A 16,076-nucleotide genomic window follows, 5' to 3' on the forward strand; every position below is an offset into this window, starting at 1 on the left:
TCAGCGGCCCGCCGGGCGCGGCAGCCCCAGGCGGGCGCGCAACGTGGCGCCGGTCCCCTGGGGGAACTTCTGCCGCACCGTACGGGCCGTCTCCAGCGCGGTCTCGAACCCCGCTCCGTCGGCCAAGACCAGCACGAACCCGTCCGCAGGTCCGGCCTCGGCCTCGCGCAGCAGGTCGTCCGCGGAGGTGTCGGCCCTCCGCTCCAGGAGCAACCGCATGTCCTGCCGGCGCCGCCCGGCCGCCGCGCACGCGTCGTCCAGCGCGCGCGCCAGGTCCGCCGCCGCGTCGGAGACTTCCAGCGGGACGACGGCCAGGTCGCCCAAGAGCGCGGCGGAGGCCGCGTCCTCGGGGTCCGAGACGCGACGGACCAGCACCGGGTGGCCCTGGGGCGGGCGGGCGATGTTCAGCGGGCCGGCCACGGCGAAGTACTCGCCGCGGTGGTCGAGGCCGCGCAGCCGCTCGGGCACGAAGTAGACACTCGAGTCGCGGTCCCGGAGGAAGGCGTCGTCCTGGAAGCTGTCCCACAGGCCGGCCGTCACCCGGGCGAACTCGTCCGCGCGGGCGCGCTGGGCGTGGAGCGGGGCGGGAGCCTCGGCGTGGTGGTTGGCCGCGTCCGCCGCGGTGGCGGTCGGGGCGATCGCCCATCCCGCACGGCCGCCGCCGAACTGATCGATCGTGGCGAGCACTCGGGCGACGTGGTACGGCGCCGCGTACTCGGTGGAGATCGTGGGCACCAGACCGATTCCCTCGGTCGCCACCGTCAGCGCGGCGGCGAGGGTGCCGGCTTCGAAGCCGTCCGGGCCGTCGGGGCCCGTCGAGGGCCGGTCCGGCAGGATCAGGGCGTCGATCCCTCCCTCGTGCGCGGCGCGTGCCCGGGCACGGGCCAGCGGGAGGCCGCCGCCCGGGCCCGGCCCGGCGGGAAGCGAAGTGAGCAGCGTGACCGTCATTGCACACCTACCCGTGACGCGGTGGTCAGGCCGAGGTTGTCCCGCAGGGTGCCGTCCGTGTAGGCCGGTCGCACCAGGCCGCGACGGCGCAGTTCGGGTACGACGTGGTCGACGAAGTCGTCCAGCGATCCCGGCAGGTAGGGGAAGTCGACGATGAACCCGTCGGCCGCCTCCTGGGTGAACATGGACTCCATGTGGTCCGCGAGTTGCTCGGGCGTGCCGGCGACGATGTCTCCCGCCGTCCGCAACGAGAGCTGACGGAGCGTGAGGTTCTCCCGTCTGGCCAGCTCGATCCATCGCTGCGCGGTGCTGTGCGAGTGGTTGGACACCGGCAGGTCGGGCACCGGTCCGTCCAGCGGATAGCCGGCCAGGTCGACGTCGCCGAGCTGGTCCTGCAGCGCCCGGAGCGCGACGATGTCGGGCATCAGCTCCTGGAGTTCCCGCAACCGGTCCCGCGCGGCCGCCTCGGTGTCGGCGACGATCGGCTGGAGTCCGACCCAGATCTGGATCGACTCCGGTGGGCGGCCGTACGCGGCCGCGCGCTGCTTGAGGTCGGCGTAGAACTCCTGCGCGTCGGCCAGCCGGGTGTGCCGGGTGAACAGCACCTCGCCGTGCCGGGCGGCGAAGTCCCGCCCGACCGGGGACGCTCCCGCCTGGAAGATCACCGGCCGGCCCTGCGGCGGAGACGGCACGTCGAGCGGGCCGCGCACGCTGAAGAACCGTCCCGTGTGGTCCACCGGTTCACGGCCGTTGCTCCAGAGCCGGTTCGTCACCGAGATGAACTCGTCCGCCCTGACGTAGCGCAGGTCGTGTTCCATGTGTTCGTCGAAGCCGAAGTTGCGCGACTCCCACGGCGCGGCCGAGGTCACCACGTTCCATCCCGCGCGCCCGTCGCTGAGGTGATCGAGGGAGGCGAATTTACGGGCGATGTCGTAGGGCTCGTTGTAGGTCGTGGTCGCCGTCGCGGCGAGCCCTATGTGATCGGTGACCGCCGCGAACGCGGACAGCAGCGAGAGCGGTTCGAAATGCTCGTTGCGGGCGGTCCTGCTCAGGTGCTCCACGTCGGTGCCCCACAGCGCCACGACGTCGGGGACGAAGAGGCAGTCGAACACCGCGCGTTCGAGCGTCCGGGCGTTGCGGCGGTGGAAGTCGAAGTCGAGCTGGGCATCGGGCCGGGTCAACGGATGCCGCCAGGCGGCGATGTGCCCGCCCGGACCGTCGATGATCGCTCCCAGCCGCAGCACTCTGGGCTGCCGTGCCATGTCGCCTCCCGCAGGTGTTCGCCGGCCGGTCACTCGGACAGTGCCGCGGGCAGTGGGTTGCGCGCGGACTCCGAGCCGATGCGCTCGCCGGGGGTGAAGCGCACCGGCATGCGCAGGTAGCCGTGGATCTGCCCCACGGTGGGGTACTTCTCGGCCTCGCCCTCGACGATCCGGTAGTCCGGCAGGCGCGCCAGCACCTCCCCGATCACGACCTCGAAGTCCATGCGGGCGATGTGGCGTCCGATGCACCGGTGGATGCCGATGCCGAAGGCCGCCTGCCGGCCGGCGTCCCGGTCCAGGTCGACGACCTCCGGATGGGGGAACACCTTGGCGTCCAGGTTGGCCGCCGCCCACGACAGCAGCACGCGATCGCCTTTGCGCATCGGGCAGCCGTCCACGGCGGTGTCGGCCATCGCGGTGCGTCCGGCGCCCATGACCGGGGTGAAGTAGCGCAGGAACTCGTCGCACACCTCGGGGATCCGCTCGGGCGAGTCGATGAGCAGCTTCCTGGCGTCCCGGTGGCGGTCGAGGTAGTCGAGGGTGGAGGCGAGCAGCGCGGTCGTCGTGTCGACGCCGCCGGGGATGACGGCGTTGCAGACTCCGACGACGTCCTCGTCCGAGAGCTTCGCCCCGCCGATCTCGACCTGGGTCAGGAAGCTGATGAAGTCGTCGCGCGGGTGGGCGCGGCGCTGGGGGACCAGCGAGCGCACCGTTTCGATGAGCCGCGCGAAGTCGGCCTCCACGCGATCGAACTCCGGGGTTCCGGGGTGGGTGTAGACCAGCGCGTGCAGGACGTCGGCGTAGACCCGCCAGTCGTCCATCGGCAGTCCCACGAGTTCGAGGGTGACCAGGGCCGGAACCGGGTTCGACAGGTCCAGCACCAGGTCTATTTCGCCGCTTTCGATGAATTTGTCCACGCACCAGGTGGCGTACTGCTGGATACGCGGCCGCAGGCGCCGGGCGGCCGGCGGGGAGAAGAAGGTGTTGAGCGCCTTGCGCCATTCCGTGTATTCGGGCGGGTCGATTTCGAGCGGCAGGCCGCGGAAGGACGACGCCGGAACGACGGTTCCCTGCGGCCGGCCCGGGACGTTGGGGATCTCGTGTGCGGACGAGAACAGTTCGGGCTGGTGCGCCACCTGGGACACCTGCTCGAACCCGGAGATCAGCCAGAAACCGCCGTGCTGTCGACTGTAGGAAACCGGGGCATGGGTGTTCATCGCGATGTTCGCGGCCCAGGGGTCGGCGGCATACTCCGCCGAGTGATGATCGAAATCTGTCTCGGTCCGTTCGGACATCGCCCGTCCTTCCACACGGCATGCCGGAAGCTAAAAACGTTCTAACGGATCCGTGCGCGCGAGTGAAGCATACCTTCGTACAGGTGAGCGCGCGTGTACGAAGGTCCACTTCTGAATGATCCGGTGCGGCCATTAAATTCCGTGGGAACCTCTGAGGTATCCGAATCTCGCAAGGAAGTGACGCCATGACGGTCGGACCATCCGGCGTGAACAGCGACGTCGCGCATTTCTACAACGGCAGCGGGAAAGTTCGCGTGGCAGGACGTATACGGGACCGCTGGGGCGGCAACCTGCACAACGGCTACTGGCACGACGCCGACGACGACGCCCCTCCCGAGGTGGCCACGGACCGGCTCACCGATCTGATGATCGAGCGTTTGGCCCCGCGGCCCGGACAGCGCGTGCTCGACATCGGCTGCGGCATCGGCAAGCCGGCGGCCCGGCTGCTGCGGGCCCACCCGGTGGACGTGGTCGGGATCACGATCAGTGAGCGGCAAGTGGAGCAGGCACGGGCCGGCGCCGCCGAGGCCGGTCTCGCGGACCGGGCGACGTTCGAGTACGCGGACGCGATGCGGATGCCCTTCCCGGACGACTCCTTCGACGGCGCGTGGGCGCTCGAATCGATGTTCCACATCCCGGACCGCGACCGGGCGCTGGCCGAGACGGCGCGGGTGCTGCGTCCGGACAGCCGGCTGGCGATCGCCGACTTCGTGCTGCGGACGCCGATCAGCGAGGCCGGGATGCGGGCCGTCCAGCGCATCTGCGAGACGTTCGGCGTCCACTCGATCAGCCCCGTGGACGAGTACCTGGCGCAGCTGTCCTCGCACGGCTTCACCGATGTCGACGTCCTGGACATCAGCGACAACGTGGCCCGCACCGGTACCCTCCTCGCCGACGCCTGGGAGGCCGTGCGCGATCAGATGGTGGAGAACGGGAACTCGGCCGAGGTCGACGCCATGATCACGGCGACGCGCGACTTCTCCAGCACTCCGGAGTTCGGGTACGTCCTCGTCTCCGCGACGCTGGGCTGACCCGGCCGGCTCCTTCAGTCGATCGTCCGGCTCCGCTGCATCGCGCCGAACGGGCCGTAGGGATAGCCGGCCGGCCGCGGATCGCTCGCCTCGGTGAGGCGAGCGATCTCGTCGTCCTCCAGGGTGACCCACCGCGCCCGGAGGTTGTCCGAGAGCTGCCGCGCGTCGCGCGCGCCCAGGACGACGCCGCTGACACCGGGTCGCGCCGCCACCCACGCCAGCGCGACCGCGGCCGGGGTGACGTCCCGCGCGGCGGCGATCTCACCGAGGATCTTCAGGACCTGCCAGGTGCGGTCGCGCGCGGCGTGCGACCGGTACAGGGCGTTGACGTAGGCGTCGTGCATCTTGCCGCGCTCGCGCTGATCGGCGAACCTCGCCGGGCCGTCGGGGGCGGAGTGCGGCGCGTATTTGCCGCTGAGCAGGCCCCCGGACAGCGGCGACCACGCGAGCAGGCCCAGGCCGTTCGCGAGGCCCGCCGGCACGATCTCCCATTCGATCTCCCGGCACAGCAGGCTGTACTGCGCCTGGAAGGTGACCGGTCCGGTCAGGCCCAGGGAGCCGGCCAGGCCGACGGCCTTCTGCAGCTGCCAGCCGGTGTAGTTGGAGATGCCGACGTAGCGGATCTTCCCGGCGCGTACCGCGTCGTCGAGGAAGCGCAGCGTCTCCTCCTGCGGCGTCACGGGGTCCCAGGTGTGCGCCTGGTACAGCGTCACGCAGTCGACGCCGAGGTTGCGCAGGGACGCCTCGAGCGCGCGGGTCAGATTGTGCCGGGTGTTGCCCCACTGGTTGCGGCCCGCCGTCGTCGTGAAGCCGCCGCCCTTCGTCGACAGCAGCATCCGATCGCGGACCTGCGCCGTCTGCGTGCGCAGCCACCGGCCGATGAGTTCCTCGGACCTGCCGTCGCAGTAGGCGTCGGCCGTGTCGATCAGCAGGCCGCCCGCGTCGGCGAAGGTATCCAGTACGCGGATCGTCTCGGCTTCCTCGGTACTGCCCCCGAAGGTCGCGGTGCCGAGTGCGTAGACCGATGTCGCGAGCCCGCTGGCGCCGAGGGGAACGTACTTCACGGGTTCTTCGTCTCCCTCACGGACGCACCGGCCCCGGCGACCGGCGGTAGGCCGCCCACCGCTCGCTCGCGTCGCGCAGCTCGCCGGTCATGCGGTTCGGATGGTGCTCCGCCACGTACCGCCAGTACCTGGCCAGTACCTCCGCGAAGGCGTCGAGCACGGCGGGCTCCGCGGCCCCCCAGGCGGGGACCAGGGAGGCGCAGCGTTCCGCCGTGTGCGGCGTGTTCCCGGCGTACACGAGCCAGACGACCCAGCAGGCCGGGTCTATCCACGCGGCGCCCCGGGTGGCGGTGGCCCAGTCGACCAGGCGGACCTGGCCGCCCGGCGTGACGAGCATGTTCGTGTGGTGCCAGTCGGTGTGCAGGAGGCTGTCGCCGCGCACCATCCGCTCTTGCGCGGGACCGGTGAGGTACGGCGCCCAGCGCTGCTCGGCCCGGGGCACCGGCGCCTTGCGGCCGGCGACCGAGCCGAGTTCCGTCATGGCCCCGGCCACCAGGGGCAGGTCGCCGGATCCGGCGCGGTACTCGGCGCGGCGGCCCTCCAGGTGCTCGAAGCCCAGCACGTCCCAGCCGTCGGCCTCCACCCGCCACAGCAGTCGCGGGCCGAGCGGGACGACGAACGGGTTGACGGACACTTCACAGCCCTGGGCGACCGCCGCCGGGTGGTCGGTGCGCAATCCCTTGACGAACACGCGGCAGCGGCCGCTCGACACGGTCGCCGCCACGTGGCTGCTGTATCCGTCCCGCGCCGGCTCGACCCGCTCGACGGGACCGACGTGCGACTCGATCGCGGCGACGACCGTCGCGGGCAGGTCGTCCCAACTGCCCCTCAATGAGACCGCGCTGGGAGACAGGCCGGCGAGATCGCCGGCTACCGGGTTCGCCGTCATCCCGCTATTCCGAGCCCAGCGAAATGGCGAGGGCCGGACACGTGTAGGCCGCCCGATTCACTTCGTCCCACTCCTTCTCGGGCACCGACTCGACCAGGACGACGGCGATTCCGTCCTCGTCCTGGTCGAACCATTCGGGCGCGGCCAGGACGCACTGGCCGGAACCGATACATTTATCCCTGTCCAGATGGATGCGCACGGGACCTCTCCCTGGGTCGACGGTCACCACTTGACCGGAAGTTCATTCACCCCGTAGATGGCCAGATCGAGTTTGTAGGAGATCTGATCCACCGGGATCGCGAGTTCGAGGGTCGGAATGCGCCGGTAGAGCGTTCCGTACACCACTTGCAGCAGAACCCGCGAGAGCTGCTGTCCGAGACACTGATGCACACCGAACCCGAAAGCGAGATGGTGGCGGGCGTCGCGGTGCAGATCGAGTGCGTCGGGGTCCCCGTCGAACGCCCGCGGATCGTGGTTCGCGGTGTCGGTGGCGACGATGATGCCCTCGCCCTTGCGGATGAGGACGCCGGCGACCTCGAGATCCTCCTTGGCCACCCGGCGCCTGCCCAGGTGCGCGACGCTGAGGTAGCGCAGCAGCTCCTCGACGGCGTTCGCGATGAACGCCGGGTCCCGCGAGTCCCTGACGAGGGCGAGCTGGTCGGGATGGGTCAGCAGGGCCATCGTCCCGAGCGTGGTCATGTGCGCGGTGGCGCCGTGTCCGGCGGCCATCACCAGCAGCGCGGTGGCGATGATCTCCTCGTCCGGCAGTTCGCCGGCGCGCACCAGATGCCCGATCACGCCGTCGCCGGGCTCGGTGCGGGCCTGCCGCACGAGCGAGCCCAGCAACGCGCGCATGTCCTCGACGACCCGGGAATGCACCTCGTCGGGCGAGCCGGGCACCGCCATGATCCGGCCGAGCGCGGCGAACCGCTCGCCTTCGCTGTGGTGCACGCCGAGGACTTCGCAGATCGCCTTGGACGACATCGGAACGGCGAGGTCGGCGAACAGGTCCGCGGTGTTCCCGGCCGCCAGCATGGCGTCGACCAGTTCATCCACGGTCCGCTGGAAGACCGGGCGCAGGGCCTCCGCCTTGCGGTGGGAGAAGTCCGCCGTCACCATGCGCCGCAGATAGGCGTGCTCAGGATCGTCGACGGTGGGCATGGAACGGTTGCGGGTGTGGAACGCCTTGGCCTGCGGCGCCGCGAACGTGTATCCCGGCAGCCTCTGGTCGGAGCTGGCCCGTGGGTCGGTCAGCACCGCCCGGGCCTCGGCGTATCCGGTGATCAGCCAGGCCGTGCTGCCGTCCCAGATGCGCACCCGGGACACCGGTGACCTTTCGGCGAGTTCACGGAGTTCCACCGGCAGATCGAGCGGACACTGTGGCGTCCGGTCCATCGGATAAAATGGATCCTCGAGCTGGGTTGACATGCCCTCAGTTTCACCCAGCCCGCGGATATCCGTAAAGTGAACTTTGGTACATCACACTTCTACTCGCACCGCGGTTCACCGGCCGTTTGACGACCGCCGGCGTCCGGTCCGCCCGGACGGTCGTTTCCCGCACGGACCGACGCCGACAATTCCTACCGGTCTCTAATCGCCCGATCCGCGCAACTCCGCCCGGGTCACCGTGGTGCGGATCGGCAGATCGAATTCACCCTTCTCGGTGTCCGGGTGCTCGTTCAGGTGCCGGCGAATCCGGTCCAGCAGGTCATCGCGCCGCTCCTGCGGCAGCGCCAGGACGGGAGAGAGCGTCGCCATGCGCGCGACCATCGAGTCGGTCGTGCAGCGCTGGCCGTGCCGGAAGTCGGTGTGCGCCAGTTCGGTGAACAGCGGGTGCTGCCGCAGCCGGTCGGTGGGCGACGTCGTGCTGTCCCAGCCGAAGATCCGCACCAGCCCGGCGATCCAGTCGACGCGCGTGTCGTCGTCGTTCCACAGCGCCGCGACCACGCCGCCCGGGCGCAGCACCCGCGCGATCTCCGGGAAGGCCCGCTCCTGGTCGAACCAGTGGAAGGCGTTGCCGGCCAGGACGGCGTCGACCGACGCGTCGGGCAGCGGGATGTGCTCCGCCGATCCCAGGTGCGCCTCGACCCCGTCGTGGTTGCGGACGAGCTCGTCCCGCATGCGCGCGTCGGGCTCCACCGCGATCACCGTGATGCCCGCGGCGCGCAGCCCCTTGGTCAGCTGACCGGTCCCGGCGCCCAGGTCGACGACGGTCAGCCCCGACCGGCCCGCGACCGGTTCGAGCGCCCACTCGATGGCCTCCCTGGGGTAGTCCGGCCGGTGCTCGGCGTACCCGGCCGCATTCGACCCGAACGACGTCCCCCGCTGCTGCTCATCGCCCGTATTGCCCATGAAGATTCCCATTCGCTCAATGTGCCCATTTTGGGCCTGCTCGCCGACCACCCGGCCGCAAGTCCTGAGTCCTACCGCACACGGCGCCGCGAGTAAAGTGGACTTTGGTACACAATATTTCCCCTGCACCAAGGTTCACTTACCTCCCCGGCACATCCCGCGTAAAAATATTCCGACATTTAGCGGCTATTCCCTGCCGAATTGTAGTGCCGCCACATTGCCCGCTTTGGGGGTGTAGTGCAACTTTCCGAGCCACATCATTTCGCAGGGCAGCCGACGAGTGCGCGCTCGCTGTTCCTGAGCTATCTCTACGTTCCGGGCCACCACCAGAAGAGAATAGGCAGCGCCTATTCCTCCGATGCCGACGCGGTGGTGCTCGACCTGGAGGACGGCGTACCCGAGTCGAAGAAGAAATACGCGCGGGATCTCGTGTCCGACGTCGTCTCCGGACCCGTCGCCAAACCCACGTTCGTCCGGGTCAATTCGCTCGCGAGCGGCTTGTGCACGGACGACGTGCGCGCGGTGGCCGGCCCGGCGCTGAGCGGACTGCGGGTGCCCAAGGTGCGCGGCCTGGACGACCTGGCGCACGTCACGGGGCTGCTCACCGAGATGGGCCATCCCGCCGGCGTCCACCTCCTCATCGAATCGGCCGCCGCGCTGGAGCTCGCCTACCCGCTCGCCACCGCTTCGCCCGCGGTCACGATGCTGGGACTGGGCGAGTCCGACCTGCGGGTGAACCTGGGCTGCGAACTGGACGGACGCACGATGGACGCCGCCCGCATCCGGGTCGTCATGGCCTCGCGCGCGGCGGGACTGCCCAGTCCGTGCCAGAGCGTCTACGCCGAAGTACGCGACCCCGAGGGACTGCGGGACAGCTGCCGGCACGGCAAACGGCTCGGCTTCCTCGGGCGCATGGCCATCCACCCCGGCCAACTGCCGGTCATCCACGACGTGTACCGCCCGACGGCCGACGAGATCGCCGAGGCGCTCGGGATCTGCGAGGCGGCCGATCGCGCCGGTGAACAGGACACCGCGGTGGTGGTGTCGGACCGTCAGCGGCTCGTCGCGCCGCCGATCGTGGCCAACGCGCGCCGGGTGCTGGAGCTGGCCCGCGCGCTGGACCTCCTCCCGGACCCGTCATGACCGGTTCCGCCGGCCTCGACCGGCTGCTCGCCGTGCTGTCGGGCGGAGTGGAGGTCGTGGACCTGGCGCAGCCGCTGGTGAACGGGATGCCGTGCTCGCCCAACCATCCCGGCTTCCGCATGGCGCTGGCCCGGCGGCACGGCGACACGGTGCGCGCCGACGGCGGTTCGTCGGCCAGCGAGATCTTCACCACCGGCGGTCACGTCGGCACCCATATCGACGCCCTCTCCCATGTCTCCCAGGACGGCCTGCTGCACGGTGGCCGGGACAGCGCTGAGGCCCAGCGCGGCGGCGCGTTCTCCGTGCACGGCATCGACACCGTCGCACCGATGGTGTGCCGGGCGACGCTCCTCGACGTCGCCGCGCTGCACGGCGCGGACTGTCTGCCCGCGGGCCACGGCATCACCGCCGCCGAACTGGCCGCCGCGGCGCGGCGCGCCGGCGTCGAACCGGGCGCGGGCGAGGTCTGCCTGATCAACACCGGCTGGAGCCGCTGGTGGAACGACCCTCCCGCCTATCTCGGCTTCGAGACCGGCGTCCCCGGGATCGCTCCGGACGCCGCTCGATGGCTGGTGGAGCGGGGCATCCGCGCCGCGGGCACCGACACCATGGCCTTCGAGCAGATCCCCGCCGGACGTGGGCACTCCATCATGCCGGTGCACCGGATCATGCTCGTCGACGCCGGCGTCCACATCGTGGAGAACATGCGGTTCGACGGGCTCACCGAGGCGGCCGCGACCGAGTTCGGCTTCGTGCTGGCGCCGCTGCGCATCGTCGGCGGCACCGGATCTCCCGTTCGCCCTCTCGCACTCCTAAGCAGGTGAGCACGCCATGCCCTCCGACGACGACTTCGACCTGTTCTCCCCGCCCGGCGCGGAGAACCCCTTCACCGTCTACGACGATCTGCGCGGCGGCTGTCCCGTGGCGCACAGCTCGAAGCACGGCGGCTACTGGATCGCGACGAGCTATCAAGCGGTCGACGACGTGGCGAAGAATCCCGAGCTGTTCTCCTCCGTCTCGATCAGTGTGCCCAAGAACGCCTTCGGCGACGACCTGGCCGAGCGGCCGCCGATCACCCTGGACCCGCCGCGGCACGGCCCGTTCCGGCGCACGCTGCTGCCGGCCTTCAGCCCGCGGCAGATCAAGGCGCTGGAGCCGTCCGTCCGCGATCACGCCCGTGAGCTGCTCTCGGGGATCGTGGGCCGGGACCGCTGCGACGCCGCGGCCGAGTACGCCAAGAAGATCCCGTCGCGCTTCATGGCACGGATGATCGGCTGTGACGACGACCGCCAGGACGAGTTCGCCGAGCAGATGCGCGCCCTGCTGGAAGCCAACGAGATGGCGGAGATCCAGGCCGCGATGGCCGTGACCCAGCCGTTCCTCGACGATCTGATCGAGCAGCGGCGCCGGAAGCCCGGCGAGGATCTGGTCAGTTGCGTGCTGTCCGCCGAGATCGACGGCCGTACCCTGACGGATCCCGAACTGATCGGCGCCCTGGTACTGATCATCACCGCGGGCATCGACACCACGTGGAGTGCCCTCGGCAGCAGTCTGTGGCACCTGGCGCGTCATCCCGAGGACCGCAAGCGGCTCGTGGCCGATCCCGCGCTGGTGCCCACCGCCGTGGAGGAGTTCCTGCGCGCCTTCTCCCCCGTCCAGATCGCCCGCGTCGTCACCCGCGACACCGAGTTCCACGGTGCCCGGCTCAGCGCGGGCGACTCCATCCTGCTGGGGATGCCGTCGGCCAACCGGGACAGCGCGGAGTTCCCGTGCGCGGATCAGGTCGACATCGGCCGGGAGGTCAACCGCCATCTGGCCTTCGGGGTCGGGATCCACCGGTGCATCGGCTCCTCGGTGGCCCGGATGGAGATGCGCGTCGCCCTGGAGGAATGGCTGCGGGCGATTCCCGATTTCTCTCTCGCGCCCGGTGACGCCGTGAAATGGTCGACCGGACACGTATGGGGCCCGCGCCGGCTGGACCTGCTGCTCGGGAGTCCGCGGGAGGAGTAGCGGGACAGGGGAGGCGACGACCGAGGTCGCCTCCGCGCAAGCCGCGTCGCCCCGTACCGGGCGACGCCGCCCGGGCCGGACCGCGCGCGGGCCTCGACGAGAGGGACAGGCGTTCGGCGTTCGCGGACCGCCGCCGGGCTCCGGGCGTCCCGCTGGGGAGTGGTGCTGGTGGAACCGATACGCAGCTGGCTCTATGTTCCCGCCCACCGGATCGAGTTGCTCGGCAAGGCCATGTCCGGGCAGACCGACGCGGTGGTGCTGGACCTGGAGGACGCGGTGCCCGCCGACGCCAAGCGGCCGGCCCGCGACCGGGTGACCGAGGCGCTGACGCGGCGATGGCCCAAACCGATCTGGGTGCGTGTCAACTCGCTGGAGTCGCCGTGGGGCAGGGCGGATCTGGCGGCGCTGGCCGGTTCGGCCGCCGCCGGGCTGCGGCTGCCCAAGGCCGAGGACCCGGACCTCGTGCGGGCCGCGGTCCAGGAGTCGGGGCTGGCCGTGCACGCGATCATCGAGTCGGCGCTGGGCGTGGAGAACGCCTACCGGATCGCCACCGCCCACCCCGGGGTGGCGCTGCTCTCCCTCGGTGAGGCCGACCTCATGGCGGACCTCCGGCTCGGTGAACTCGGCGCGCTGGACTGGGCGCGTCAGCGCATCGTCAACGCCTCGCGGGCCGCCGGGCTGCCCAGTCCGCCGCTGGCCGCCTGGACCGATGTCGCGGATGTGGCCGGCCTCGCCGCGGACACCCGCGCGGCCGGCCGGCGCGGCTTCTTCGGCCGCTCGGTCCTGCATCCGACACAGGTGGGTGTGGTGAACCAGATCTTCACACCGGATCCCGGCGAAGTGGCCGCGGCCCGTGCCCGCCTCGCCGGCCAAGTGGGCCGGGACGCCGCGGCGTGGCTCGACGAACAGGGCCGATTCGTCGACGCCGCGCTCCTGGCCAACGCGCGGTGGCTGGTCGACCTCGCCGACGCGCTCGCCCGCAAGGAGGCCGACGCATGACCCGCACTCCCGCACAACGCCTGGCGCGGCTGGCGTACACCACCGCCCGCACCGGACTGCCCCGCGCGTTCCGGGACGACATGGCCGGACGGGTGCTGGACCTCCTCGGCAACAGCCTCGCCGCCGTACCGACCGGCGTCGCCGCCTCGGTGTCGGCCATGGCCGAGTCCTGGGGCGGTGCGCCGCAGGCCACGTCGCCGGCGACCGCCCGGCGGCTGCCCGCCCCCGTCGCGGCGCTGGTCAACGGGACGCTCGCGCACAGCCTGGACTTCGACGACACCCACCTGCCGTCGGTGCTGCACCCGTCCGCGGCGGTGCTGCCGGCCGCGCTGGCGGTCGCCGAGACCGTGGGGGCGGCCGGCGGTGCGCTGCTGGACGCCGCCGTCATCGGCGTGGAGGTCACCTGCCGGCTGGGCATGGCCGGGTACGACCCGGCGGCGAACAACTCGATCTTCTTCGACCGCGGCCTGCACGCCACCGCGATCTGCGGCACCGTCGGCGCGGCCGTCGCCGCCGGAATGCTGTACGGGCTCGGTGAGGAGGAGCTGACCTCGGTCATCGGCATCGCGTGCAGCATGGGCTCCGGCATCATCGAGGCCAACCGGACCGGCGGCACCGTGAAGCGCACGCACTGCGGCTGGTCGGCCCACGCGGGGGTCGTCGCCGCCGATCTGGCCCGGCACGGCGTCACCGGGCCGGCGACGGCGCTGGAGGGACGCTTCGGATTCCTCACCGCGTTCTGCGGTGATCGCGCCGACCCCGCCCAGCTCACCGACGCACTGGGAGAGCGCTGGGAGGCCCGGCGGCTGTTCGTCAAGCCGTACCCGTGCAACCACTTCACCCACGCGGGCATCGACGCGGCCCTGCGCCTGCGGGCGGCGGGGGTCGACCCGAGCGCCATCACGGCGCTCACCCTCGGCGTTCCGGCGCCGGTCGTGCACACGATCGGGGAGCCGCACGCGGCCAAGGTCCGTCCGCAGTCGGGGTACCACGGCGCGTTCAGCGGTCCGTTCACGATCGCGGCGGCGTTGCTGGGCGGCGGCGGTCTGGGCGTGTCCCACGCGGACTTCACCGATGCCGCCGTGCGGTCCGCGGACCGGCTGGCGCTCGCCGAGAAGGTCCGCGTGGTCGCGGACGAGAGGTGCACCAGCGTCTTTCCCCACCAGTTCCCCGCGGTGCTGACCGCCGAACTGTCGAGCGGTCGCCGGCACGTCGAACGCGTCGAGGTGAACCGGGGCGGCCCGGAGAACCCGCTCACCCAGGCGGAGCTGATCACCAAGTTCCGGATCAACGCCGAACGTACGCTCTCCCCCGCGCAGGCCGACCGGGTCGCCGAACTGACGGGTGGGCTGCCGAGCGCCCCGGACACCACCGCGCTGATGGCGGCCCTGGCCGGCCGCCGGCCGGTCTGACCACCGGTCCGTCCGCGTCCCGGTCGCACCCGGCCCACGGCCCGTCCGCCCGGCCGGCGCCGTAAGCGGCCGCACACCGCCGCGGGCCGGCGGCCGGGCGGACCGACCCGTTCCCCGGACCCGTGCGGCCGCGCGCGGGGTCCGGGTGCGGCCGAGAGGTCAGAACATGGTGTTCCCGTTGGCGGAGGTGGCCGGGACGTCCTGTATGACGTCCCAGTGCTCGATGATCTTCAGCTGCCCATGGGGCTGCCGCTCCACGCGGAAGATGCCCATGATGGACTGCTCGGCGCTTTCGGGACTCAGCCGGTACCGGAAGTGCAGGGCGACGTAGTCCTTGTCGGCGATCACCCGCTTCCGATCCGCGACCACGTCCGGGAACAGCTGGAAGAACGTGGTGAGGTGCTCGCGCATGTCGACCGTTCCGTTGGGGACGGACGGGTTGTGCTGGTAGAACTCCGGGTTGAGGTAGTCGACGGCGTCGGGGTTCTTGTCGACGAGCAGGGTGTCGAAGTAGCCGACGACGGTCTTCTCGCTGAGCGGCGTCAGCCGGCACGGGCCGCTCGGCTCGTTGGTCCGCGGGTTGCTGACGGTGCCGAACATGTCGTTGCCGTTGACCGTGGTCGCCGGCACGTCCTCGCGGGTGTCCCAGTGCTCGGCGATCCGGCCCGTCCTGTCGAAGCGGAAGATGTCCATCACGGCCTGGCCGCGGGTGCCCGGCTCCTGGATCGGGTTGGCGTGGACCATGACCAGGTCGCCCTGGGCGAGGACCCTCTTGACGTTGTACGCGAGCCGCGGGTAGCGCGTGTGCAGGTCCCGCGCCTGGTTCTCCAGCGCGGCGCGGCCGTCGGGAACGGTCGGGCTGTGCTGGATGAAGTCGGGGCGCACATGGCGCTCCGCGACCGCGAGGTTCCCCTTCTCGAAGAGCTGGGTGAGGACCTCGACGGCGACGCGCTTGTTGCGCTCCAGGACCGCGCCCGAGCGCAGGCCGTCGACCGCGGCCGGCGCGTGGTGGGCCGGACCGGACGAGGCGACGGCGGAAGCGGGCGCGACTCCGGCCACCGTCGCGAAGCCGGCCGCCGCCAGCAGGGCGACCACGGTTCTTCTGGCCATCGAAGTGGTTCTCGGCATGACGATCTCGCTCTCTGGAATGAGGGGATGGTCGGACACACTTCGGCTGGTCGGGCCCGCTTCAGGGCACGAGGGATCCGGACGGTGATCTCCCCCTCCACCGTCATGATCCAGCCGAAGTTCGGTGCGTAGCAGCGTAGTCGGCAAGGCGGCCGAATGGAGTGTTTATATGGAATATTGCGACGGTAAAATGCGCCCAACTGGAATGTGAGAGACCGTTTCCCCCCTCGCGCCGGTTCGCCCGCGATGTTTTCGCTGATGGGAGCGAGGGGGCCGCGGGGACGGGACGACAGCGCGGGTGCGGGGCCGGCCGCCTTTCCCCTTCTCGACGCGGGTCTCCGCACGGCCGTTCGCGCGCGATTCGGCCGTGGGCCCGGTCCGCCGAGGGCCTCGCCGGGACTTCCGGAAGGCATCCGCCGGCTCGCCCGCCCCTGGCGCCCGGCGGGTCCCGCGGCACCGCGTCCTTCGTCCTGCGCCGCATCTCCCGCATGTACGAAAGTTCCATTCCCGACGGGCGCCCGGGGACCGTAAGCTGTGGTTTTG

General features: G+C 71.1%; 15 protein-coding genes. 6 read left to right on the plus strand and 9 right to left on the minus strand.

What is annotated here, in order from left to right; all coding sequences use genetic code 11:
- Genes ABEB07_RS19880 through ABEB07_RS19890 form a run of 3 tightly spaced genes read right to left on the minus strand, consistent with a single transcriptional unit; the run spans position 1 to position 3,505 of the window.
- Positions 1 to 948: an LLM class flavin-dependent oxidoreductase gene (locus tag ABEB07_RS19880; RefSeq protein ID WP_345669563.1), complete on the minus strand. Its 948-nt coding sequence runs from the start codon at positions 946 to 948 to the stop codon at positions 1 to 3.
- A complete protein-coding gene (locus ABEB07_RS19885) occupies positions 945 to 2,210 on the minus strand; it encodes an LLM class flavin-dependent oxidoreductase (RefSeq protein ID WP_176146708.1) in 1,266 nt (421 codons plus the stop codon). The genes ABEB07_RS19880 and ABEB07_RS19885 overlap by 4 nt, the downstream gene beginning before the upstream one ends.
- A 29-nt stretch (positions 2,211 to 2,239) precedes the next feature.
- The gene (locus tag ABEB07_RS19890; protein ID WP_345669564.1) at positions 2,240 to 3,505 is read right to left on the minus strand and encodes a cytochrome P450; all 1,266 of its coding nucleotides are present in this window, start codon (positions 3,503 to 3,505) and stop codon (positions 2,240 to 2,242) included.
- A 185-nt stretch (positions 3,506 to 3,690) separates the two neighbouring features.
- Here ABEB07_RS19890 and ABEB07_RS19895 point away from each other — a divergent pair, with 185 nt between their 5' ends.
- Positions 3,691 to 4,536 (plus strand): methyltransferase domain-containing protein, encoded by an 846-nt coding sequence (locus ABEB07_RS19895; RefSeq protein WP_176146710.1) that lies wholly within the window; start codon positions 3,691 to 3,693, stop codon positions 4,534 to 4,536.
- A 14-nt stretch (positions 4,537 to 4,550) separates the two neighbouring features.
- Here the strand turns inward: ABEB07_RS19895 and ABEB07_RS19900 are convergent, their stop codons facing one another.
- The 5 genes from ABEB07_RS19900 to ABEB07_RS19920 form a co-directional block, all read right to left on the minus strand.
- Entirely contained in the window at positions 4,551 to 5,600 is a 1,050-nt protein-coding gene (locus ABEB07_RS19900; protein WP_345669565.1) for an aldo/keto reductase, read from the minus strand.
- Positions 5,601 to 5,616: 16 nt separating this feature from the next.
- The gene (locus ABEB07_RS19905; RefSeq protein WP_345669566.1) at positions 5,617 to 6,489 is read right to left on the minus strand and encodes a phosphotransferase family protein; all 873 of its coding nucleotides are present in this window, start codon (positions 6,487 to 6,489) and stop codon (positions 5,617 to 5,619) included.
- Between the two features lie 4 nt (positions 6,490 to 6,493).
- Positions 6,494 to 6,688, minus strand: a complete 195-nt coding sequence (locus tag ABEB07_RS19910; RefSeq protein WP_164583897.1) for a ferredoxin — start codon at positions 6,686 to 6,688, stop codon at positions 6,494 to 6,496.
- 23 nt (positions 6,689 to 6,711) lie between these two features.
- Positions 6,712 to 7,917: a cytochrome P450 gene (locus tag ABEB07_RS19915; RefSeq protein ID WP_164583898.1), complete on the minus strand. Its 1,206-nt coding sequence runs from the start codon at positions 7,915 to 7,917 to the stop codon at positions 6,712 to 6,714.
- A 162-nt stretch (positions 7,918 to 8,079) separates the two neighbouring features.
- Entirely contained in the window at positions 8,080 to 8,853 is a 774-nt protein-coding gene (locus ABEB07_RS19920; protein WP_239146315.1) for a class I SAM-dependent methyltransferase, read from the minus strand.
- 225 nt (positions 8,854 to 9,078) lie between these two features.
- Between ABEB07_RS19920 and ABEB07_RS19925 the strand changes: the two genes are divergently transcribed.
- From ABEB07_RS19925 to ABEB07_RS19945, 5 genes are all read left to right on the plus strand, one after another.
- Positions 9,079 to 9,984 (plus strand): HpcH/HpaI aldolase/citrate lyase family protein, encoded by a 906-nt coding sequence (locus tag ABEB07_RS19925; protein ID WP_343235701.1) that lies wholly within the window; start codon positions 9,079 to 9,081, stop codon positions 9,982 to 9,984.
- Entirely contained in the window at positions 9,981 to 10,808 is an 828-nt protein-coding gene (locus tag ABEB07_RS19930) for a cyclase family protein (RefSeq protein ID WP_345669568.1), read from the plus strand. Before ABEB07_RS19925 ends, ABEB07_RS19930 begins: the two co-directional genes overlap by 4 nt.
- Before the next feature lie 7 nt (positions 10,809 to 10,815).
- Positions 10,816 to 11,994, plus strand: coding sequence for a cytochrome P450 (locus tag ABEB07_RS19935; RefSeq protein WP_345669569.1), 1,179 nt, complete (start codon positions 10,816 to 10,818; stop codon positions 11,992 to 11,994).
- 168 nt (positions 11,995 to 12,162) lie between these two features.
- Positions 12,163 to 12,993, plus strand: coding sequence for an HpcH/HpaI aldolase/citrate lyase family protein (locus ABEB07_RS19940; protein ID WP_345669570.1), 831 nt, complete (start codon positions 12,163 to 12,165; stop codon positions 12,991 to 12,993).
- Positions 12,990 to 14,405, plus strand: coding sequence for an MmgE/PrpD family protein (locus ABEB07_RS19945; RefSeq protein WP_345669571.1), 1,416 nt, complete (start codon positions 12,990 to 12,992; stop codon positions 14,403 to 14,405). Before ABEB07_RS19940 ends, ABEB07_RS19945 begins: the two co-directional genes overlap by 4 nt.
- A 159-nt stretch (positions 14,406 to 14,564) precedes the next feature.
- On the opposite strand, the gene ABEB07_RS19950 is transcribed toward ABEB07_RS19945, so the two are convergent.
- Complete coding sequence (locus ABEB07_RS19950) at positions 14,565 to 15,515, minus strand: nuclear transport factor 2 family protein (RefSeq protein ID WP_345669572.1); 951 nt, start codon at positions 15,513 to 15,515, stop codon at positions 14,565 to 14,567.
- Between the last annotated feature and the right edge of the window lie 561 nt (positions 15,516 to 16,076).

This window comes from Streptomyces similanensis (assembly GCF_039543625.1).
In the GTDB taxonomy this organism is placed as follows: Bacteria; Actinomycetota; Actinomycetes; order Streptomycetales; family Streptomycetaceae; genus Streptomyces; species Streptomyces similanensis.